General features: G+C 73.0%; 4 protein-coding genes. All 4 read left to right on the forward strand.

The features are described 5' to 3' along the window. Nucleotides 1-7: 7 nt before the first annotated feature. From U8525_RS26025 to U8525_RS26040, 4 genes are read left to right on the forward strand one after another with little or no spacing between them, the layout of a single operon-like run. Entirely contained in the window at nucleotides 8-6637 is a 6630-nt protein-coding gene (locus tag U8525_RS26025; protein WP_374269113.1) for an SDR family NAD(P)-dependent oxidoreductase, read from the forward strand. After that, a complete protein-coding gene (locus tag U8525_RS26030) occupies nucleotides 6634-12258 on the forward strand; it encodes a type I polyketide synthase (protein ID WP_374269114.1) in 5625 nt (1874 codons plus the stop codon). The genes U8525_RS26025 and U8525_RS26030 overlap by 4 nt, the downstream gene beginning before the upstream one ends. Then, nucleotides 12255-19112, forward strand: coding sequence for a type I polyketide synthase (locus U8525_RS26035; protein ID WP_374269116.1), 6858 nt, complete (start codon nucleotides 12255-12257; stop codon nucleotides 19110-19112). Before U8525_RS26030 ends, U8525_RS26035 begins: the two co-directional genes overlap by 4 nt. Then, nucleotides 19109-24511 carry a MupA/Atu3671 family FMN-dependent luciferase-like monooxygenase gene (locus U8525_RS26040; RefSeq protein ID WP_374269118.1) on the forward strand — a complete coding sequence of 1801 codons (5403 nt, stop codon included), beginning with the start codon at nucleotides 19109-19111 and terminating at the stop codon, nucleotides 24509-24511. Before U8525_RS26035 ends, U8525_RS26040 begins: the two co-directional genes overlap by 4 nt. Nucleotide 24512 lies beyond the last annotated feature (1 nt).

Raw genomic sequence — 24512 nt, forward strand, 5'->3', positions numbered from 1 at the left:
CCACCCCATGTCGCCACCGCAAGGCAACCTCTCGCCGCTGAAGCAGGCCTACCTGGCCCTCGAGCAGCTCCAGGGCCGGCTCGACGCCGCCGAGCGCGCTCGGACGGAGCCCATCGCCATCATCGGCATGGGCTGCCGCTTTCCCGGCGGCGCGGACACGCCGGAGCGGTTCTGGCGGCTGCTCCACGAAGGGGTGGACGCGGTCGGTGAGATTCCCCCGGACCGCTGGGACGTAGACGCGTACTACGACCCCAACCCGGAGGCGCCCGGGAAGATCTACACGCGGCAGGGCGCGTTCGTGCCCGAGCCCGGCCTCTTCGACGCCGCGTTCTTCGGCCTCTCGCCGCGCGAGGCCAACAGCCTGGACCCACAGCAGCGGCTCCTGCTGGAGGTGACGTGGGAGGCGCTGGAGGACGCGGGGTACGCGCCCCAGCAGCTCGCGCGCAGCCGGACGGGTGTCTTCATCGGCATCGGCCAGAACGACTACACGCACCTGCAACTGCTCGCGGGGGACCCGACGCGCATCAGCGCCTACGCGGGCACGGGCAACGGCTTCTGCTTCGCCTCCGGCCGCCTGTCCCACGTGCTGGGCCTCCAGGGCCCCAACATGGCCGTGGACACCGCCTGCTCGTCGTCACTGGTGGCCGTGCACCTGGCCAGCCAGAGCCTGCGCACCGGTGAGTGCGAGCTGGCCATCGTGGGAGGCGTGCAGCGGATCCTCGCTCCGGAGATCACCGTCTTCCTGTCACGGACGCGGGCGCTCGCTCCCGACGGCCGGTGCAAGACGTTCGACGCCGCCGCGGATGGGTACGGCCGTGGCGAGGGCTGCGGCATCGTCGTGCTCAAGCGACTGTCCCGGGCGCTCGAAGCCGGGGACCGCATCCTCGGCGTCATCCGGGGCTCCGCCGTCAACCATGACGGCCCGAGCAGCGGCTTCACCGTCCCCAATGGCGAGGCCCAGCAGGCGCTCATCCGCGAGGCGCTGCGGAGCGCGGGCGTCCAGCCCTCGCAGGTGTCCTACGTCGAAGCCCACGGGACGGGCACCTCGCTGGGAGACCCCATCGAGGTCCGCGCGCTGGCGGCGGCGCTGGGCGAGGGACGCTCGCTGGACCAGCCGCTGCTCATCGGTTCGGTGAAGACGAACATCGGCCACCTGGAGGCCGCGGCCGGCGTGGCGGGGCTCATCAAGGTCGTGCTGGGACTTCAGCACCAGCTCATCCCCCCGCACCTCCACCTGAAGCAGCCGACGCCGCACCTGCCCTGGAACGAGCTCCCCATCCGGGTCCCCACCACGCCCACCCACTTCCCCGTGAATGGGGAGCGGCGCGTGGCCGGCGTCAGCTCGTTCGGCATCAGCGGCACCAACGCGCACCTCGTCCTCGAGGAGCCTCCGGAGCAGGCCGCCCCGCCGCCGGGCCCCGAGCGGCCCCTGCACTTGCTGACCCTGTCGGCCCGGAGCGGGCCCGCGCTGGACGCGCTCGTCGCGCGATACGCGAGCCACCTGGAGCACGCGCCCCAGGCGGAGCTGGGTGACCTCTGCTTCACCGCCAACGCCGGACGCGCGCACTTCCGCCACCGCCTGAGCGTGGTGGTGGGCGCGTCCTCGGAGCTGCGCTCCCGGCTCTCGGAGCTGGCGCGCGGGGAGTCCGCGCCGGGCAGCCTGCGGACGCACGCCCCGGAGACCGGAGCGCCTCGGGTGGCCTTCCTGTTCACCGGACAGGGGTCGCAGTCCCCGGGCATGGGACGGGAGCTGTACGAGACACAGCCTGTCTTCCGGCGGACGCTCGAGCACTGCCAGGAGGTGCTCCGGAGCGAGCTGGAGCCGCCGCTGCTCGAAGTGCTCTACCCCGCCAACGGCGTGCCCTCGCCGATCGACGAGACGGCCTCCGCGCAGCCGGCCCTCTTCGCGCTCGAGTACGCGCTGGCGACGCTCTGGCGGTCGTGGGGCGTCGAGCCGACCGAGGTAGCGGGCCACAGCGTGGGCGAGTACGTGGCCGCCTGTGTCGCGGGGGTGTTCAGCCTGGAGGACGGGCTGCGCCTGGTGGCCCGGCGCGGGCGGCTGATGCAGGCGCTGCCCAGGGATGGGGCCATGGCCGCGGTGTTCACGGACGAGGCCACGGTGGCCGAGGCCGTCCGGCCCCACGCCCGCGAGCTGGCGATCGCCGCCGTGAATGGCACCCGCGACGTGGTCCTCTCGGGCCGCCGCGAGACGCTCCAACAGGTGCTCGTGGAGCTCGATCGTCGCGGGGTGCGCTCGCAGCCGCTGAACACCTCTCACGCCTTCCACTCGCCGCTGATGGAGCCGATGCTGGCGGCCTTCGAGCAGGCAGCGGCGCAGGTGGCGTTCTCGCCGCCGCGCATCACGCTCATCTCCAATCTCACGGGCCTGCCAGCGACGAAGCACCAGCTGGGCCGCGACTACTGGGTCCAGCACGTGAGGGCACCGGTCCGCTTCGCGGAGAGCGTGGCGGCCCTCCGGGAACGCGAGTGCGAGCTGTTCCTGGAGCTGGGTCCGAAGCCGGTCCTCTCGGAGCTGGGCCGGCAGTTGGCCCCAGGGGCGCGGTGCGCGTGGCTCCCCTCGCTGTCCAAGGGGAAGCACGACTGGCAGGTGACGCTCCAGAGTCTCCAGGTGCTCTACGGCCGAGGCGTACCCGTGGACTGGGCGGGCTTCGACAGCGGCTACGCGCGTCGCCGGGTGGCGTTGCCGACCTATCCCTTCCAGCGGGAGCGCTTCTGGGTGGAGTCCCCGGCCTCCACGCGCCCGGGCGCGTCCACCGCGAAGCGCAGCCGCGAAGCCGCCCACCCGCTGCTGGGCCGGCGCGTCCCCTCCGCGCTGCGGCAGCTCCTCTTCGAGTCACGGGTGGGCCCGGAGACGCCTGGGTATCTGGCGGATCACCGCGTGCTCGGGACCCCGGTGTTCCCGGGCGCGGGCTACGTCGAGCTCGCGCTGGCCGCTGGTGCCTCCTGGCTGGGCACGACCCATCTGGAGCTGGAGGAGGTCTCCTTCCAGAAGGCGCTGCACCTGGACCGGGAGGTCGCGCTCCAGCTCATCCTCACGCCCGAGAGCGGCGCGACCGCCTCCTTCCAGGTCCACAGCGCCCGCGCTGATGCGGCGGACGACGCGCCCACCTGGACGCTCCACGCCAGCGGGAGGCTGCGCGCGCTCCACGCGGCGGCGCCCGTCTCGGTGGACGTCGCGAGTTGGGAAGCAGGCGTGGAGACCCCGCTGGACGTCGACCGGTACTACCAGACGTGCCGTGAGCAGGGCCTCGACTACGGCCCGGGCTTCCAGGCGCTGGAGCGACTCGCGCGCAACGACGTGGAGGCCGTGGGACGGCTCCGGCTTCCGGAGGTGCTCGCGCTCGACGCCGCGCCCTACCTCCTGCACCCGGTGCTGCTGGATGCGTGTCTCCAGGTGCTCGGTGCACCCATGGCGGACCGGGGCGTGCACGGGACCTATCTGCCGGCAGGGATTGGACGGCTTCGGTTCCATGGTCGTCCTGGCTCCCAGTTGGTGTGCAAGGCGCGCGTCGGGAGGACGGAGGAGGCCAGCCCGGCCCGGCTCGTCGCGGACCTGCACCTGGTCGCACCGGATGGAACCCCGATCGCGGACATTGAACGGCTCTCCATCGTCCGGGTGGAGCACGACGCGCTCACGCCCCAGCGAGAAGAGACGGAGCGCTGGCTGCACGAGGTCCGCTGGCAGGAGAAGCCCTCCGAGGCGCGCATTCCCGCCCCCTCCGCGCCGGGTCGGTGGCTGCTCCTCGGCGGTGGCGCCACCGGGCTGGAGCTTCAGCGCCGGTTGGAGGCGCGAGGCGAGTCCTGTGTCCAGGTGGAGCCCGGCAACGCGGAGGAGCCCTCGGGTCCCGCGCGTGACCGCATCGACCCCTCGCGGCCGGAGGACCTCTCACGGTTGCTCGCGGAGCTGACGGCGCCCGGCCGGCCGCCGCTTCGTGGGGTGGCGTACCTCTGGCCCGTGGACGCGGGTGGTCCCGAAGCCTCCGCGCCCCACCCACCGCGAACGGGCGCCGAGGGACTGCTGCACCTGGTGCAGGCGCTCGTCTCCGGAACGCGGGCGCCTCCGCGCTTGTGGGTGGTGACGCGCGGCGCACAGCCCGTGTCCCAACCTCCCGGGGCACTGCACCCGCATCAAGCGACGCTGTGGGGCCTGGGGCGCGCGGTCGCGACCGAGCACCCGGAGCTCAAGTGCACCTGCGTCGACCTGGAGCCCGACACCGGCGGGGCACGCGAAGAGACGGCGCGAGCCCTGTTCGAAGCCCTGTGGAGCCCGGATGAAGAGGACCAGCTCGCGCTGCGCGGGGGCCGGAGGTACGTCGCGCGACTGGTGCGCCACCGGTCGGACGACGCCTCCGAGCCCACCACTCTCGGGGGAGGCCCCGTCCAGCTCCGCATCCCCCGCACGGGCGCGCTGGAGGCGCTGCGCCTGGAGCCGCTGCCCCGGCGCGCGCCGGGCCCTGGCGAGGTGGAGCTCACCGTGCGCGCCACCGGGCTCAACTTCCGGGACGTGCTCCAGGCGCTGGGCATGGTCACTCCACGCTCGGCGGAGGGGCGTCCCCTGACGGCAGGCGAGCTGCACTTCGGCTTCGAGTGCAGCGGCACCGTGGCGCGCGTCGGCGAAGGCGTCCCAGACCTTCAACCCGGCGATGAGGTCCTCGCGGCCCAGGCGATCGGCAGCCTCGGCAGCTTCGTGACGGTGAACGCCGCGTTCGTCGCCCGCAAGCCCGCGGCCCTGAGCCTCATCGACGCGGCCACCCTCCCCATCGCCTTCCTCACGGCGCATCACGGGCTGCATGGTCTGGCGCGACTTCGCGCCGGGGAGACGGTGCTCATCCACGCGGCCGCGGGTGGAGTGGGCATGGCCGCCGTCCAGCTCGCGCTGCGGGCGGGGGCCCGGGTCTTCGCCACCGCCAGCCCTGGCAAGTGGGAGGCCCTGCGCGCGCTCGGGGTGGAGCACCTGATGAGCTCGCGCACGCTCGACTTCCGCGAGCAGGTGATGGCCCTGACCGGCGGGCGCGGCGTGGACGTCGTGCTCAACAGCCTCAACGGCGAGTTCCTCTCCGCCAGCTTCGCGCTGTGCGCCCGGGGCGGTCGCTTCATCGAGATCGGCAAGCTGGGGATCCTCGATACGTCCGAGGCCCACCAGCTCAGGCCGGACGTGCGCTACCTGCCGTTCGACCTGGGACAGGTGGCGCAACAGGAGCCCGCGCGAATCACCGCCATGCTGCGCGAGCTGATGGCGGACTTCGAGGCCGGCACGCTCCAGCCCCTCCCCGCCCGCGTCTTCCCGCTGCGCGAAGCCGAGGGCGCGTTCCGCCACATGGCCCAGGCCCGCCATGTCGGCAAGGTGGTGATCGCGCAGCCCGCGGATCCGCGCGCCTCCGAGGCCCCGGGACCCACGCGGGGCATCGGCCCGGAAGGCACCTACCTGATCACCGGAGGTCGCGGCGCGCTCGGCCTGGAGGTGGCGCGGTGGCTGGTCCGCCAGGGCGCCCGCCACCTCGTGCTGGCCTCCCGCTCCGAGCCCTCGGACCCGACACGGGAGTGGGTGGCCCGGCTGGCACGAGACGGCGTCACCGTGCGGCTGGAGCGGATGGACGTGGCCGTGCGCTCGGAGGTCGACCGCGCCCTGGAGTCCATCCGCGCGTCGCTGCCTCCGCTCCGGGGCGTGCTCCACGCAGCGGGCGTTCTCTCGGACGGCGTCCTGGGACAGCAGGACGCCGAACGGCTGGGCCGCGTGCTCGCCCCCAAGGTGGCCGGAGGATGGAACCTCCACCAGGCGACGCTGGGAGAGCGGCTCGACTTCTTCGTCTGCTTCTCGTCCGCCGCGGCCCTGCTCGGCTCACCGGGCCAGGGGCTCTACGCCGCGGCCAATGCCTTCCTGGATGCCCTGGCCTGGTCGCGGCGCGCGCAGGGCCTCCCGGCGCTGAGCATCAACTGGGGCCCGTGGGCCCAGGTGGGCATGGCGGCGGGCGTGGCGGACTCCCAGCAGGAGCGTTGGAGGAGCCATGGCCTGGGGACCATTCCTCCCGAGCAGGGACTCGCCGTGCTGGAGCGGCTGCTGAAACAAGGGACACCCCAGGTGGCGGTGCTGCCCATGGACTGGGCGAGGTTCGCGCAAGCGGTGCCCCACCGCGCCCGTGCGCCCTTCCTGGAGCCCCTCACCCGGGGCTCCAGGCCCGCGGAGGCGCCGCGTCCCAGGCTGCTGGAGCAGCTCTCCCAGACGCCGTCGCACGAGCGCCGCTCGCTGTTGATGACCTACGTCCGCGTGCAGGTGGCCCGCGTCCTCGGCCTGGGGGAGCGGACCGTCATCGAGCCACGCCAGCGCCTGTTCGACCTGGGGCTCGACTCGCTCACCGCGGTGGAGCTGAAGAACACGCTGGAGGGCGACGCGGGTCAGCACCTCGGCGCCACCCTGCTCTTCGACCACCCCACCGTCGAGGCCCTGACGGAGCACCTCTCCGGGTTGCTCGGGCTGAAGCCCGAGCCGGCCCCCAGGCAGTCGGCCTCGGCCCATGAAGAGCTGGATGCCTTCCTGGATGGGCTCGAGGACCTGTCGGAGCAGGAGATCTCGCAACGACTCCTCGCGCGCGGCGCGCACGAGAAGGGGACGCCATGAGCAGCCTCACCCAACGCATCTCGCAGATGTCCCCGCTGAAGCTCGCCTTCGCGGCCCGGGAGCTGCGCTCCAAGGCCGCGCTGCTCAACGCCGAGCCCATCGCCATCACCGGCGCCTCGTGCCGGCTCCCCGGCGCCAGGAACCTGGAGGCCTTCTGGGGCCTGCTGCGCGACGGGGTCGACGCCATCCGCGAGGTGCCCGAGGACCGCTGGGACCTCGACGCCTGGTACGACCCGGATCCGGACGCGCCCGGGAAGATGAGCAGCCGCCACGGCGGGTTCCTCGAGCGGATCGACGGCTTCGATCCCCAGTTCTTCGGCATCACGCCTCGCGAGGCGGTGAGCCTGGATCCCCAGCAGCGGCTGCTGCTGGAGGTGACGTGGGAGGCGCTCGAACACGCGGGGCAGGCCCCCTCCCGGCTCTTCAAGAGCCAGACGGGCGTCTTCGTGGGCATCGGCAACTCGGAGTACGCGCAGCGGCTGCTGGGCACGCAGGACCCTTCGCGCATCGACGCCTACCTGAGCACGGGCAACGCGCTCAGCGTCGCGGCGGGGCGCCTGTCCTACACGCTCGGGTTGGTGGGCCCGTGCATGGCGGTGGACACCGCGTGCTCGTCCGCGCTGGTGACCGTGCACCTCGCCTGCCAGAGCCTGCGCAGCGGCGAGTGTGACCTGGCCCTGGCCGGCGGGGTGAACCTGCTCTTGTCGCCCCAGCTCTTCGTCAACTTCTCGCGGGCCCGCATGCTGGCCCCGGACGGCCGCTGCAAGCCCTTCGACGCCGCGGCGAACGGCTACGTGCGCAGCGAGGGCTGCGGGATGGTCGTGCTCAAGCGGCTGTCGGACGCCCTGGCGGATGGCAGCCCCATCCTGGCCCTCATCCGAGGCTCCGCCGTCAACCAGGACGGCCCCAGCGGAGGCATCACCGTCCCGAGCGGCCCGGCGCAGCAGGCCGTCATCCGCGGAGCCCTGGAGAACGGCGGGGTGGAGCCGGCGCAGGTGCGCTTCGTGGAGACGCACGGCACGGGCACGGCGCTGGGAGACCCCATCGAAGCGGGGGCCCTGGGCGCGGTGTTCGGCGCGAGCCACGCCCGGAGCCGGCCGCTGGTGATCGGCTCGGTGAAGAGCAACGTCGGGCACCTGGAGAACGCCGCGGGCATCGCGGGCCTGCTCAAGGTCGTGCTGGCCCTGAAGCACGAGGCGCTCCCGCCGAGCCTGCACTTCCAGCGGCCCAGCCCGCACATCCCCTGGGAGCGGCTGCCCCTGGAGGTCGCCACCGGGCTGCTGCCCTGGCCCGCCGGGCAGGGACGCCGGCTCGCGGGCGTGAGCTCGTTCGGGTTCAGCGGCACCAACGTCCACGTGGTGCTCGAGGAAGCGCCCTCCACCGATGCCCTTCCGGCGCGCCCGGGGGCGGTCTCCACCAGCGGGGAGCCACCACGAGCACGCCCCGCGCACCTGCTGCCCCTGTCGGCGCGCACCGAGCCGGCGCTGCGCGAGCTGGCACGGTCCTACGCGGCCCACCTCGACGCGCACCCGACCGTGCCCCTCCCGGACGTCTGCTACTCCGCGGGCACGGGCCGCTCCCCGTTTCCGCATCGGCTGGCCGTCACGGCGGCGACCCCCTCCGAGGCCCGGGAGGCGCTGTCCGCGTTCAGTGAAGGGCGGGAGTCCACCGCCGCGGTCGCGGGCGATGGCGCGACGCCGCCCAAGCTCGCGTTCCTCTTCACCGGCCAGGGCTCCCAGTCCGCGAGGATGGGCCAGCAGCTCTTCGACGCCGAGCCCGCGTTCCGCCGGACCGTGGAGGAGTGCGACGCCCTGCTGCGGCCCCACCTGGGGGAGTCACTCCTGCCGGTGCTCTTCGCGCAAGGAGCGGAGGCCTCGCGGCTGGACGACACGCGCTTCACCCAGCCCGCCCTCTTCGTCGTGGAGTACGCGCTGGCCTCGCTGCTGAAGTCCTGGGGGTTGGAGCCAGCGTTCGTCATGGGCCACAGCGTGGGCGAGTACGCCGCCGCGTGCCTCGCGGGCGTGTTCAGCCTCGAGGACGGCCTGAAGCTGATCGCGGCCCGAGGGCGGCTGATGCAGGCCCTGCCTCGCGATGGCGCGATGGTCTCCGTGGCGGCCAGCGTCCAGCGCGTGCTGCCCGCGCTGCGAGACGTCGCGGACCGCGTGTCCCTCGCCGCGATCAACGGTCCTGACAGCACCGTCCTCTCGGGAGACGCCCGTGCCATGCGGCAGGTGGTCGCCGCGCTCCAGGCGGAGGGCGTGCGGGTGGCGCCGCTCAACGTGTCCCACGCCTTCCACTCGCCCCTGATGGAGCCGATGCTGGAGGACTTCGCCCGCGTCGCCCGCCAGGTGCGCTACGCGGCGCCGCGCCTCGGCTGGGTCTCCAACCTGACCGGCGCGCTGCTGCCGGCGGAGCCTCCCTCCGCCGACGCCTGGGTCCGCCACGCGCGCGAGCCCGTCCGCTTCGCCGAGGGCATGGCGGCCCTGGAGCAGCTCGGCTGCGACACGTTCGTGGAGATCGGCCCCCGGCCCACGCTGCTGGGGATGGGGCGGGCCTGCCTGCCGGACTCGCGTCACCGCTGGGTGCCGACGTTGCGCCCGGGCCAGCCGGAGTGGACGTCCCTGCTGCGCGCCGTGGGCGAGCTGTATGCCCGGGGGGCCTCCGTGGACTGGGAGTCCATCGAGTCGCGAGCGCAGCGCCGACGGGTGCCGCTGCCGACCTACCCCTTCCAGCGTGAGCGCTACTGGCTAGAGCTCCCGACCGGCCCCGACCGCGCCGAGGGGCCGTCCACGGGGGGCACCGCGCTCCACCCGCTGCTGCACCGCGCGCTGCGCTCGCCGCTCGTGAAGGAGCTCGGCTTCGAGTCCCGCCTGGGCGTCGACACGCTGCCCTACATGGACGACCACCGCATCCACGGCATCGTGGTCGTGCCCAGCGCCAGCCATGTGTCGATGCTCGTGGCGGCGGCGGAGCTGGCCTTCGGAGCCGCGTCCTGCACCCTGCGCGACGTCCTGTTCCCCCAGGCGCTGGCGCTGCCCGACGCCGGTCAGCGCACGGTCCAGGTGATCCTCACACCGGGGACCGGGAGCGAAGCCACCTTCAAGCTGATCAGCCTTAAGGGAGACAGCCTGACGGGTGACGAGTCCTTCTCCGTCCACGCCACCGGAAGCCTGGGCTGGCCGGACCGGGGCGCGGCGGGAGCGCAGCCCCACGCGTCGCTCGAAGAGGTCCGGGCCCGCTGTGGAGAGGAGCGCACCGGAGCCGCCTTCTACGAAGTGATGGGCCAGCACGAGGCCCGGCTCGGTGAGCGCTTCCAGGTCATCCAGGCGCTGTGGCGGGGGAACGACGAGGCCGTGTGCGAGCTGCGGCTGCCCGCGACCCTGGGGGACGCGCGCGACCACCAGCTCCACCCCATCCTGCTGGACGGATGCTTCCAGGTCCTCGGCGGGATGATCCCCGGCGGGAACGAGGGCACCTACGTCCCCTTCGGCATCGAGCGGTTCCGCTTCCTGACGAAGCCCGTGGGCGAACGGTTCTGGTGTCACGCGCGCATGCGGCGCGGCCAGGGAACGAACGTCTTCCTCGACGTGCGCCTGCTCGGCGACGCAGGCGAGGAGATCGCGGTCATTGAAGGGCTCCAGTACCAGCAGGCAAGCCTCGGGGCACTGGAGCGCGCCTTGCGCCCGAGCCACGCGGAGTGGCTGTACGCCCCCACCTGGGAGCCCCGGCCCCTGGCGCCCGCGGCCCGCAAGGCGCCCGCGCTCGGCGGTGCCCAACCCTGGCTGGTCTTCACGTCCGAAGGCGTGCTCGGAGATGGGCTCGCCCGCTACGCGGAGGACAGGGGCGAGCCGTGCATCCGGGTGAGCGTGGGTGAAGCCCATGCGCGACTCGACGAGACCCACTTCCAGCTCGACCCCTCGCGCCCCGAGGACTTCGCACGGCTGTTCGAGGACCTGGCCCTCCAGGGAAGGACCCTCGCGGGCGTCGTCCACCTCTGGAGCCTCGCCGCGCCTTCCGTGCGCGAGGAGGCGCCCGACGCGCGCTCGGCGCTGGAGCGCGCGCAGCAGCTCGGCTGTGCCAGCGTCCTGCACCTCGTGCAGGCCCTGGCGCGGGCGGGGCTCGCTCGCGCCCCGCGCCTCTGGCTGGTGACGCGCGGCACCCAGGCGGTCGGCGACGCTTCGCCACCCCCGCATGCCGAACATGCACCGCTCTGGGGGCTGGGGCGGGTGCTCGCGCTGGAGCACCCGGAGCTGTCGTGCGTCCGCATCGACCTTCCCGCCGAAGCCTCCGCCGGGGACGTCCCCGCGCTGGTCGAAGCGCTGGAGTCCACGGACGGCGAGGATCAGCTCGCCTACCGCGCCGGAGCGCGCTTCGTCGCCCGGCTCGCCGCGCACCGCACGACCACGCCGCCGCGGGCGGTCACCATTCGGGAGCAGGCCAGCTACCTCGTCACCGGCGGCCTGGGCGCGCTGGGGCTCGAAGTGGCGAAGTGGCTCGTCGCGAAGGGCGCGCGTCACCTGGTGCTGCTCGGGCGCGCCCCGCCCTCCAGTCAGGCGCGGATCGAACTTCAGGCGCTCGACCAGCAAGGAGCGCGAGTGCACGTCGTGGCCGCGGATGTCTCGCGAGCCGGAGCGCTCTCGGACGCGCTCGCGTCCCTGCCCTCCGGGATGCCGCCGCTCGCGGGCGTCGTCCACGCGGCCGGCGTCCTCGACGACGGCGTCCTCGACCGCCAGAGCTGGGAGCGCTTCGCCCGGGTCCTGGCCCCGAAGACGGCTGGCGCGTGGAACCTCCACGTCCAGACGCGGGGGCTGGCCCTGGACTTCTTCGTCTGCTTCTCGTCGGCGGCGGCGCTGCTCGGAGCGCCCGGCCAGGGCAACTACGCCGCGGCCAACGCCTTCCTCGATGCGCTGGCCCACCGCCGCCGGGCGCTCGGCCTTCCCGCGCTGAGCATCGACTGGGGGCCGTGGAGCGGTGCCGGCATGGCCGCCGCGGGCGCCCAACGCCGCGCCGCCTCGGACTGGCTCGGCACCGTCTCACCCGAGCACGGCCTTCAGGTGCTGAGCAGCCTGCTCGAACAGGACGCGCCGCAGGTGGGCGTGCTCCCGGCGACCTGGGCCCGGCTCGAAGCGCGCGCGGGAACCGCGCCCTTCCTGGAGCGCTTCACCCGCGAGAAGCGCCAGCCGGCGGCGCCCATCCCGCACATCCTCAAGCAGTTCGAGGCGGCGGCCCCCGGGGCGCGGAAGGCGGTGCTCGAACGGCAGGCGAAGGCGCTCGTGGCCCGCGTGCTGGGGCTGCGCGCCGACGACCTGGGCCCGCGCCAACGGTTCTTCGACCTGGGCGCGGACTCGCTGATGGCGGTGGAGCTGAAGAACCAGCTGGAGGCCCAGGTGGGCCACACGCTCCGCTCCACGCTCATCTTCGACTTCCCCACCCTGGACGCGCTGGTCGAGCACCTGCTGGCCGAGCTCTCCGGCGCCGTGCCGGAGGCCCCCGAGGCCCCATCCACCATCGGCTCCGAACCCGCCGCCAGTCCCGAGGAGCTCGACGCGCTCTCACAGGACGAGCTGGCGAACCTGCTGTCCCAGAAGCTCGCAGCGCTTCAACGAGGTCGCGCGTCATGAGCACGAGCGCAGAAGGACGGGACTACCGGTCCCTGATGAAGAACGCCCTGGTCGAGCTGGAGCGGCTGCAAGGCCAGCTCGACGCCGTCGAGGCCGCACGGCGCGAGCCCATCGCCATCATCGGCATGGGCTGCCGCTTCCCCGGCGGCGCCGACACCCCCGAGCGGTACTGGCAACTGCTGCGCGAAGGCGGCAGCGGCATCGTCGAGGTGCCCCCGGATCGCTGGGACGTGGACGCGTACTACGACCCGGATCCGGATGCGCCGGGGAAGATGTACACGCGCTACGGCGGCTTCCTGGGGAAGGTGGACGGGTTCGATCCGCAGTTCTTCGGGATCTCCCCTCGCGAGGCCACCAGCCTGGACCCGCAGCAGCGCCTGCTGCTCGAAGTGACCTGGGAGGCGCTCGAGCGGGCCGGGCTCCCCCCCGAGCGTCTCTACGGCACCCAGACGGGGACGTTCCTGGGCGTGAGCAACTTCGAGCACGCCACCTCCCTGGGCAAGGTGCCACCGGCGCGGATCGACGCGTACTTCGGCACCGGCGGCGCGCTCAGCGTGGCCTCCGGCCGCCTCTCGTTCGCGCTGGGCCTGACGGGGCCGAGCATGACGGTGGACACCGCGTGCTCCTCGTCGCTGGTCACCGTCCACCTCGCCTGCCAGAGCCTGCGCGACCGGGAGTGCGACCTCGCGCTCGCGGGAGGGGTGAACGTCATCTTCGCGCCCCAGGTGGGCATCACCTTCTGCAAGGCCCGCATGCTGGCGCCGGACGGGCGCTGCAAGACCTTCGACGCGTCCGCGGACGGCTTCGTGCGCGGCGAAGGCTGCGGGATGATCGTCCTCAAGCGGCTGGGTGACGCGCGCGCGGCGGGCGATCCCATCCTCGCGCTCATCCGGGGCTCGAGCGTCAACCAGGACGGCCCGAGCGGCGGCCTCACCGTCCCCAGCGGCCCCTCGCAGGAGGCCGTCATCCGGCAGGCCCTGGCCCGCGGAGGACTCAGGCCCCAGGACATCGACTACGTGGAGGCGCACGGCACGGGGACCTCCCTGGGGGATCCGATCGAGGTCGGCGCGCTCGGAGCCGTCTTCGGTCCTGGCCGCACCGGGGGGCCGCTGCTGATCGGCTCGGCCAAGACGAACCTCGGCCACCTGGAGGGCGCCGCGGGCATCGCGGGCATCCTCAAGGTGGTGCTCGCGCTCCAGCACCGCGAGCACCCGCCCCACCTGAACTTCAAGACCCCGAGCCCGCACATCCCCTGGGAGCGGCTGCCCGTGGAGGTGCCCACGACGCCGAGGGACTGGCCCGTGCGCGAAGGCGCGCGGCGGGCTGGCGTCAGCTCCTTCGGCTTCAGCGGCACCAACGCCCACGTGGTGCTGGAGGAGGCGCCCCCCGTCGAGGCTCCGGAGACGGCCTCCGACCGGCCCCTGCACGTCCTGGTGCTCTCGGGGCGCACGCCCCAGGCGCTGGAGCAACAGGCGAGCCGCTTCGAGGCGCACCTGGCCGCGACGGACGCGCGGCTCGCGGACATCTGCTTCTCCGCGGCGGCGGGCCGTTCGCACCATGCCCACCGGCTGGCGCTCGTGGCCGGTTCGCGAGAGCAGGCGCGGGAGCTGCTGGCGACGTTCTCCGCGGGCCGCGAGTCCGCGGGCCTCTTCACGGGGCAGGCCCGGACCACCGGCCGGCCGCGCGTCGCCTTCCTCTTCTCCGGCCAGGGGTCGCAGTACGCCGGGATGGGGCGGCAGCTCTACGAGACACAGCCCACGTTCCGGAGGCTCCTCGACACGTGCGCGGAGGCCGTGCGGCCCCACCTCGCTCGTCCGCTGCTCGACGTGCTCTTCGCGCCGGACGCGGACGGAGCGCTGGACGAGACCGGCTACACCCAGCCCGCGCTGTTCGCGCTCGAATACGCCCTGGCCTCGCTCTGGCGCGAGTTCGGCGTCGAGCCCGCCATGGTCATGGGGCACAGCGTCGGCGAGTACGCCGCCGCCTGCGTGGCGGGCGTCTTCAGCTTCGAGGACGGCCTGAAGCTCATCTCCGCGCGGGGCCGGCTGATGCAGCGGCTGCCGCCCGGGGGCGAGATGCTCGCGGTGATGGCGGAGGCCGGGAAGGTCGCGCCCCTGCTCGCGGCGCACCCCACCACCCTGTCCCTCGCGGCCCTCAACGGCCCGCGCAGCGTCGTCCTCTCCGGCACCCAGGCAGCCATCCACGAGGCCGGCGCCACACTGCGAGCCCAGGGCATCCGCGTGACACCGCTCAAGGTGTCCCACGCCTTCCACTCCCCGCTGATGCAGCCCATGCTGGCCGACTTCGAGCGCGTCGCCCGGCAGGTGACCTACGCGCCTCCCGCGCTGCCGCTCGTCTCCAACGTGACCGGCGTGCTCGCGGGGGACGACGTGGCCACGGCCGACTACTGGTGCCGCCACGTCCTGGCGCCGGTGGACTTCGACCGGGGCATGCGGACGCTGCACGCCGAGGGGTGCGGCATCTTCGTGGAGATCGGCCCCAAGGCGACGCTGCTGGGACTGGGGCGCGACTGCGTGCCCTCCGACGCGGGCATCTGGTTGCCCAGCCTGCGCTCCGGCGCTCCGGAGTGGCAGGTCCTGCTCGAAGCGCTCGGCAGGCTCCATGTCCTCGGCACGCCCATCTCCTGGTCCGCCTTCGAGCAGGGCCACCCACGACGACGCGTCGCGCTGCCGACCTATCCGTGGCAGCGCCAGCGCTATTGGCTCGAAGGGCTTGGCGAGACCGCGCCCGGCACCTCCAGCGGGGGCCCTGCCCAACGCGCGGGCCGCGCCCTGCACCCGCTGGTCGGAGCGAGGCTGCGCTCGGCCCTGAGCGACCTCCAGTACGAGGCCCGGCTGTGCGAGGACGCCCCGTCGTACCTCCGCGACCACCGCGTCTTTGATCAGGCGGTGGTCCCCGCCGCCGCGTACCTCGACATGGCGCTCGCGGCCGGGAAAGCGCTCCTGGGCACCTCCGAGCTCGTGCTGAGGGACGTCCTCATCCAGCACGCGATGGTCCTCCCGCAGGGCACGGCGCGGACCGTCCAGACGGTGCTGTCACCGCCGGAGGGAGACTCGCTCCGCTTCCGCATCCTCTCGGCGCCGGAGGGAGCGGAGGACCCGGAGTGGACGCTCCATGCGTCCGGGACGGTGCGCCGCCGCGAGCCGAGCGACGCCCTGCCGCCGGTGGACCTGAAGGCGCTCCAGGCCACGCTCACCGACGAGCTGCCCGCCGAGTCGTATTACCGGACCGCGCGCGAGCACGGAGTCGACTACGGCCCGGCCTTCCAGGGCATCGAGCGGCTCTGGAGGCGCCCACGCGAAGCGCTCGCCCGCGTCCGCTTCCCGGACGGGAACGCGCACGAGGAAGCGGGGTACGTGCTCCACCCGGTGCTCCTGGATGGCTGCCTCCAGGTCCTGGCCTCCGCCTTCGAGGACGACGGCCGCAACGAGCCCTACCTGCCGGTGGGCTTCGAGCACCTGCGCGTGCATCGGCCTCCGACGCCCGTGCTCTGGAGCCACGCGCGCGTCCGGCCCGCGCTCGATGCGGGGCGGCTGACCCACACCGTGGACCTGACGCTGCTCACCGAGGACGGGGCGCGCGTCGCCACCGTGGAGGGCATGATGCTCAAGCGCGTGGACATGCGAGCCCTCCAGGGCACCGCGCTCACGCCAGCGCTCGCGCAGAGCCTCTACGAGCTCACGTGGCGTCCCCGCGAGCGCCGCCACGCGCCGCCGCCCGACTTCCTGCCCGCGCCCGAAGCCCTCTCCCAGCGGCTCGCCGCGCAGGTGGATGCGCTCTTCGCGCAGGAGGACTTCCGTGCCTACGCGGCTCAACTGCGGGAGCTCGAACCGCTGTCCTCGGAATACGTGCTCCAGGCGCTCGCGCGGCTCGGCGTGACGCTCCAGCCCGGCGAGCCCATCGCGCTGGAGCCCCTCGCGGAGCGCGCTGGCGTGACGCGGCAGCATCACCGGCTGTTGGGCCGACTCCTCGACATGCTCACCGAGGATGGCGTCCTGCGCCGCGCGGGAGCCGGCTGGGAGGTGCTGAAGGCGATGCCCACGCCGGACGCGCGGAGCCGGGTGCTCGAGCTCCGGGCCAGCGCCCCCGCCATCCAGGCGGAGCTCACGCTGCTCGACCGCTGCGGGACCCAGCTCGCCGAGGTGCTCCAGGGACGGAGGGATCCCCTGTCGCTCCTCTTCCCCGAGGACGACACCACGACGGCGTCCATCTACACCGACACCCCGGGTGCACGGGCGATGAATGCCCTGGTCCAGCGCGCCATCGCGACGGCCATCGAGGAGCTCCCCAAGGGGCGAAGGCTCCGCGTGCTGGAGGTGGGCGGAGGCACGGGCGGCACCTCCCGTCACGTCCTCCCCATCCTCCCGGCCCACCGGACGGACTACCTCTTCACGGACGTCTCCCCGCTGCTCGTCGCCAAGGCGAAGCCCCAGCTCCAGCCGTGGGCGTTCGTGGACTACCAGGTGCTCGACATCGAGCGGCCCCCCACCGAGCAGGGCTTCGATCCACACCGCCACGACCTCATCGTGGCGGCCAACGTGCTGCACGCGACGGGCGACCTCCAGCGCACGCTGGAGCACCTGCGTCAGCTCCTCGCGCCGGGAGGCCTGCTGGTGCTCCTCGAAGGAACGGCGCCGGTGCGTTGGCTCGACCTGACCTTTGGCCTGACGCCCGGCTGGTGGCGCTTCACCGACGTGGAGCTGCGGCCAGACCATCCGCTCCTGGCGGCCCGCCGCTGGGAGGCGCTGCTGCGACAGCGCGGCTTCCCCGACGTCGCCAGCCTCCCGACCCGGCTCCCCGGCAGCGACGAGCCCGCCCAGCAGGCGGTGGTGCTGGCCCGCGCGGCACGCGACTCCACACCCGCGCGCGCGGCCGAGGGCCCGTGGCTCATCCTCGCGGACGCACAAGGCACCGGCCACCGGTTGGCGGACGCGCTCCGTGCGCGAGGGGCCACCTGCACCGTCGTGCTCCCAGCCGGCACGGCCGCGCCGGGAGCGCCGCGAGTGGATCCCACCCGGCCAGAGGACTTCGACCGCCTGCTGGAGGCCGTAAGCGAACCAGGCCAGCCGCCCCTGCATCGCGTCGTGCACCTGTGGAGCCTGGATGCCCGCCCCCAGGAGCGTGCCAACGAGCAAGGCGTGACGGTGGAGGAGACCGAAGCCGTTGAAGCGGCCGCGCGCCACGGGAGCCAAGGCCTGCTGCACCTGATGCAAGCCCTCGCGCGCCGAAAGGTGTCCACGTCGGTGTGGGCCGTGACGCGAGGCGCGCAGGCGATCAGGCCGGGACCGGACCCGGTCGCCATCACCCAGGCGCCGCTGTGGGGCATGGGTCGGGTGCTCGCGCTCGAGGAGCCCCAGCGCTGGGGCGGCCTCATCGACCTGTCACCCGCATCGGATCCGCGGGAGAGCGCCGAGACGTTGCTCGACGAGCTCTGGGAGCCGGAGGACGAGGAGCTCATCGCCTGGCGCGAAGGCCAGCGCTACGGCGCGCGACTCACCCGCGCCAGCGCCACCACCGCTCCACCGCTCACCCTCCAGGCCCAGGCCACCTACCTCATCACCGGCGGCCTGGGCTTCCTCGGGCTGCGGCTCGCCCAATGGATGGTGGCGCAGGGGGCACGCCACCTGGTGCTCGTGGGACGCCGCGCGCTCCCTGCCCGGGAGCACTGGGCGGACGCCGCCCTTCCCCCGGAGCTGAGGCAGCGCGTCGCCACCATCCAGGCCCTGGAGGCGGCGGGAGCCACGGTGCGGCTCGAAGCGGCCGACGTGGGTGACGCCACCCGCATGGGCAGCATCCTCGAAGACGTCGCGGCGACCCTGCCGCCCCTCCGCGGAGTCATCCACGCGGCGGGAGTGACGGGCGAGGCCTACCGCGACCTGCAAGAGGCCACCGCCCGGGGGCTCAGCTCGACGCTGCATCCGAAGGTGGGCGGAGCCTGGGTGCTGCACCGGCACACCCGGAAGCAGCCGCTGGACTTCTTCATCGCCTTCTCTTCCGCCAGCTCCATCTGGGGAAGCCGGGGGCAGGCCCACTACGCGGCGGCGAACAGCTTCCTGGATGCGCTGGCGCACGAGCGGCGCGCGCAGGGGCTGCCCGCGCTGACCGTCAACTGGGGCCTCCTGGCCGGTGGCGGCATGGTCGACGCGGGGTTCGACCAGTGGTTGAAGCAGACCGGCCTCGAGGCCCTGACCCCGGAGCAGGGCTTCACCGCGATGGCGCACCTGGTGGGCGCGGGCGCGGTGCAGGCCACGGTGGCCCGGGTGGACTGGGCGCGCTTCAAGCCCCTCTACAACGTCCGCAAGCAGCGGCCCCTGCTGGCGGAGCTCGAGGACGCGGCCCCCGTCGCGGCGCCCCGGGCCGAGAAGCAGGGCTCGGCCACGCTGCGGCGGCTGCGCGAAGCGCCGGCGGGTGAACGTCAGCCGCTCCTCGTCGGCTACCTCCAGGAGCAGGTCGCGCGCGCCCTGCTGCTCCAGCCGGAGCAGCTCGACCTGGAGCAGCCGCTGAGCAACCTCGGCCTGGACTCGCTGATGGCGTTCGAGCTGCGAAGCCGCGTGAAGAGCGACCTCGAAGTCGACGTCGCGCTGGTGGACTTCCTCGAAGCCGGCGACGTGACGACGCTCGCGGCGCGAGTGCTCGCGCGGCTGCCGGAGGCCCGGGCCTCCCACGACGCCAGTGCCTCCAGGCCGACGAGCGCGGCAGCGGCGCCCGAGGCCATTCCAGAGGACCTGGGACAGACCCTCGCAGGACTGAATGAACTGAGCGACGCGGGCGTGGAGGAGCTGCTCAAGACCCTCCTGGCCCGCCAGACGCAGGAAAGCGAACCCACGTCATGAGCACGAACCGTCCCCCCCTGGAGGGCCTCTCCGCCGATGAAAAACGCTCCTTCCTGGAGCGGCTCCTGCGGCAGGAGGCCTCCCGCAACCGCGCCACCCACCCGCTGTCCTACAACCAGAAGAGCCTCTGGTTCGTGAACCAGCTGGCGCCGAAGAGCGCGGCCTACAACGTCGCCTTCAGCGCCCGCATCCACTCCGCCGTGGACGTCGCGGCCCTGCGCCGGGCCCTGCAAGCGCTCGTGGATCGCCACCCGGCCCTGCGCACCGCGCTGCCGGTGCGTGACGGCGAGCCAGCGCAGGAGGTCGCCGGGCACCGCGATGTCCACTTCGAGCACGTCGACGCCACCGGCGCGGCGTGGGACGCGCTGGAAGAGAAGCTGCGGGACGCCTATCGCCAGCCGTTCGACGTCCAGCAGGGGCCGCTGTTCCGCGCGCACCTGTTCTCCCGCTCCGAGCGGGACCACGCGCTCCTGCTGAACGTGCACCACCTGGTGTTCGACGGCTGGTCGCTGTGGATGCTGGTGGAGGAGCTGCACCAGCTCTACCCCGCCATGCGCGCCAACACCCCGGTGACGCTCCCGCCGGTGGCGGGCACCTACGCCGACTTCGCCCGCTGGCAGGCCGAGCTGCTCGCGGGCCCCACCGGCGAGCGGCACTGGCAGTACTGGAAGCAGAAGCTCTCCGGGAGCCTGCCCGCGCTGAACCTGCCCACGGATCATCCCCGTCCGCCCGTCCACCGCCACCACGGGGCGTCGCAGGGACTGAAGCTCCCGCCCGAGCTGACCGCGCGCCTCAAGGCGCTGGCCCAGGCGGAGGGGACGACGCTCTTCGTCGCGCTGCTCGCCGCGTATCAGGCGCTCCTGCACCGCTACAGCGGCCAGGACGACATCCTCGTGGGCTCGCCGACGGCGGGCAGCGGCCGGGGTGAGCGGCGCTTCGCCAGCACGGTGGGCAACTTCGTCAACCCGGTGGTCCTGCGCGGAGACCTGTCCGGAAGCCCGTCCTTCCGGTCCCTGGTGGGGCAGCTGCGCAAGACGGTGCTGGAGGCGCTCGAGCACCAGGACTTCCCCTTCGCGATGCTCGTCGAGCGGCTCCAACCGGAGCGGGACAAGAGCCGCACCGCCCTCTTCCAGGCGGCCTTCATGTTCCAGCGCCCGCAGTCCACCTCGCAGCGCGTGGTGCGGCTGCTGACGCCGGGAGACGCGGGCGTGCGCGAGGAGCTGGGCGGGCTGGAGGTGGAGCCGCTGTTCATGCCGCAGCAGGAGGGACAGTTCGACCTGGCGCTGGAGATGATCGAGGCCCGGGACTCCGTCTTCGGCGTGCTCAAGTACAACACCGACCTGTTCGAGCCCGCCACGGCGGCGCGGATGGTGGGCCACCTGGAGCGGCTGCTCGCGTCGGCGGTGGCCGCGCCGGATCAACCCCTGTCCACCCTGCCCCTGCTCACCGCGCAGGAGCGGCACGAGCTGGTGGTGACCCGGAACGAGACCCGGCTCCCCCTGCCCGAGGACCCGAGCATCCAGGCGCGCTTCGAGGCCCAGGTGGCGAGGACGCCCGACGCGGTCGCCCTCCTCTTCGAGGACCAGCGGCTCACCTACCGACAGCTCGACGTCCAGGCCAACCAGCTCGCCCACCACCTGCGATCGCTGGGCGTGAAGGCGGACGAGCCCGTGGCGCTGTGCCTCGAGCGCTCACTCGACATGGTGGTGGGCGTCCTGGGCATCCTCAAGGCCGGTGGCGCCTGGCTGCCGTTGGATCCCGCCTTCCCCGCGGATCGCCTGGCCTTCATCGCCTCGGACGCCAGCGCCTCGGTGCTGGTGACCCAGGAGCGGCTGCGCGACCGCCTGCCGCCGACCCCGCACGTCGTGTGCCTCGACACGCAGCGAGCGGAGCTCTGCCGCCACCCGGAGGCGCCGCCCGAATCCCAGAGCGCGCCGCACCACCTCGCCTACGTCATCTACACCTCGGGCTCCACCGGCAGGCCTAAGGGGGTGATGATCGAGCACCGGCAGGCCCTCAACTTCTTCACCGCGATGGACCCGCTGCTCGGCGACGGGCCGGCGCGCACGTGGCTGGCGGTCACCACGCTGTCGTTCGACATCTCCATCCTCGAGCTGCTGTGGCCCCTCACGCGCGGAGACCGCGTGGTCATCCAGGGGGAGGCGGAGAGCTTCTTCTCCGCGCCGCGGCCCGCCCGGCGCGCTTCCGCCGCGCGCAAGCTCGACTTCAGCCTCTTCTTCTTCGCCAACTCGGAGGACCGCGCGCAGCAGCAGGACAAGTATGAGCTGCTGCTCGACGCCGTGAGGTTCGCGGACACGCACGGCTTCTCCGCCGTGTGGACGCCCGAGCGCCACTTCCACGACTTCGGGGGCCTCTATCCGAACCCCGCCGTGCTCGCGGCGGCGCTGGCGACCATCACCCGGCAGGTGAAGATCCGCGCGGGCAGCGTCGTGCTCCCGCTCCACAACCCCATCCGCGTCGCCGAGGACTGGTCGGTGGTGGACAACCTGAGCCACGGCCGCGCCGGCGTCTCCTTCGCCACCGGCTGGCAGGCCAACGACTTCGTGCTGGCCCCCGAGCACTACGCGGACCGCAAGCAGGTGATGCTCCAGGGCCTCCAGACCCTCCGCGACCTGTGGAGCGGAGGAACGCTCCACCGCAAGGACCCCAACGGCGCGGACGTGGAGGTGACGCTGCGGCCCAGGCCCTTGCAGCCGCGGCTGCCGGTGTGGCTGACCGCGGCGGGCAACCCGGAGACCTTCGAGCTCGCGGGTCAGCTCGGGGCCAACGTCCTCACCCACCTGCTCGGCCAGAGCCTGGAGCAGCTGCGCGACAAGTTCACGCTGTACCGCGAGGCCTGGAAGCGCCACGGGCACGGTCCCGAGGGAGGTCACATCACCCTGATGCTGCACACCTTCGTGGGCGCGGATCGCGACACCGTCCGCGACACCGTGAGGGCGCCCTTCCTCGACTACCTGCGGACCTCGTTCGACCTGATGAAGCGGCTCGCGCAGAGCCTGGGTCAGGACGCGGACGCCCAGCGGCTCAGCGCGAAGGAGCTGGACGCCCTCCTCTCGCGAGCCTTCGACCGCTACTTCGAGCAGAGCGGCCTCTTCGGCACGCCGGAGAGCTGCCGCGCGATGATCGAACAGCTCGAGGAGCTGGGCGTGGACGAGGTCGCGAGCCTCATCGACTTCGGCATCGACGCGGGCACGGTCATGAAGGGGCTGGAGCACCTGAACACCCTGCGCGAGCGCAGCCACGCCCACGCCGGGGCGGAGCCCGCGGACTTCTCCATCCCCGCGCAGCTCCTCCGCCACGGCGTCACCCACATGCAGTGCACGCCCTCGCTGGCGCGGATGCTCACCCTGGACCCGCGGGGCGCCGGGAGCCTCCGCGCGCTGAACACGCTGCTGGTGGGAGGCGAGGCGCTCCCGCTGGCGCTGGCCCAGCAGCTGCGGGAGCTCGTCCCCGGCCGGGTCCTCAACATGTACGGCCCCACCGAGACGACCATCTGGTCGACGACCTGGTCACTCGACGCGCTGAACGGAGCGGTCTCCATTGGCCGGCCCATCGCCAACACGCAGGTCTACGTCCTGGACTCGCACCTCCAGCCCGTGCCCTCTGGCGTGCCGGGAGAGCTCTACCTCGGCGGCGCGGGCGTGGCGCGCGGCTATCTGGGCCAGCCCGCGCTCACGGCCGAGCGCTTCATCACCGACCCCTTCACCAACGACGCGGCGGCGCGCCTCTACCGCACCGGCGACCTCGTGCGGTACCGCCCGGATGGCGCGCTCGAGTTCCTGGGCCGGGCCGACCACCAGGTGAAGGTGCGCGGCTTCCGCATCGAGCTGGGCGAGATTGAAGCGGCGCTCCAGCGACACCCCGGGGTCCGGGAGTCCGTGGTGGTGGCGCGCGAGGACGTGCCGGGGGACACGCGGCTCGTGGCGTACCTCGTCCCGTCCGCCAGCGCGCGCGCCCCGGGCCCCGAGCGCACGGACGGCAGGCACGACGCCCGCCCACGCCACCGGCTCCCCAACGGGATGACGGTGTTCCACCACACGGCCCATCAGACCGCCGGCATCGCCAAGGAGGTCTTCGGAGACCGGGTGTACCTCCAGCACGGGCTCACGTACCGGGACGGCGACGTCATCTTCGACGTGGGCGCCAACATCGGCCTGTTCACGCTCTTCGCGAGCCAGCAGTGCCGCGACGCGACGATCTACGCCTTCGAACCCATTCCCCCCACGTTCGAGCTGCTCCAGGCCAACGTCGAGGCGCACGGGCTGAACGTCAAGCTGTTCAACCAGGGCGTGTCGGACAAGGTCGAGACGGCGGAGTTCACGTTCTACCCGCTCATGTCCGGCCTCTCCGGGCGCTTCGCGGACGTGGAGGCGGATCGCCAGGAAGCGCGCTCCATGTTCCTGCACTACCTGGACCCGCGGGAGCGCGCCGCCAGCCAGCTCACCGACGCGCAGCTCGACGCGATGCTCGAGGAGCGCTACCGCGCGCAGACCTTCCCGTGCGCGCTGACGCCCTTGTCGGACGTCATCCGCGAGCACGGCATCACGCGCATCGACCTGCTGAAGATCGACGTGGAGCGCAGCGAGCTGTACGTGCTGCGCGGCATCCGCGACGAGGACTGGCCGAAGATCCGCCAGCTCGCCATCGAGGTGCACAGCCAGGAGCTGCTGCGCGACGCCAGCGAGCTGCTGAAGGCCAGGGGCTACGAGCTCGAGGTGGACGACGCGGTCATCATCGAGGCGGACGCGCGGCAGCCCGGGGTCTACATCTACATGCTCTATGCCTTCCAACCGGGCGTGCGCACGAGCCGGGGGAAGCCGCGCGCGATGATTCCGGCGGGGCTCGACGCGGCGGGCCTGCGGACCTTCCTCAAGGAGCAGCTCCCGCCGTACATGGTGCCCACGGACTTCGTGGTGCTGGACGCCCTGCCCCTGACGCCCAACGGCAAGGTGGACCGCAAGGCGCTCCCGGCGCCGGGCTCGACCGCGCGTTCTCCGGAGCGCCGCCACACCGCGCCCCGCACCGCCATCGAAGAGACGGTCGCGGGCATCTGGGCCCAGCTGCTGCGCGTGAAGCAGGTGGGAGTCCACGACAACTTCTTCGAGCTGGGTGGCCACTCGTTGATCGCCGCGCAGCTCGTCCACCGGCTGCGAGACGCCTTCCACGTGGACCTCTCCATCCAGACGCTGATGGAGAACGAGACGGTGGCGGCGATGTCGCTCGCCATCCTCCAGATGCAGCTCGGCGACGAGCCGGAGAAGCTGCTCGAGAGCATCTCGCACCTGACGGACGAGGAGGCGGCGGCGCTGCTCCAGCACCTCCAGGGCCAGGAGCAGCCGGCGGCCCGTGCCGCGCCTCCCACTCGCATGACCCGGTGAG

Origin of the sequence: Corallococcus sp. RDP092CA, from assembly GCF_041903675.1 — a bacterium.
Classification (GTDB): domain Bacteria; phylum Myxococcota; class Myxococcia; order Myxococcales; family Myxococcaceae; genus Corallococcus.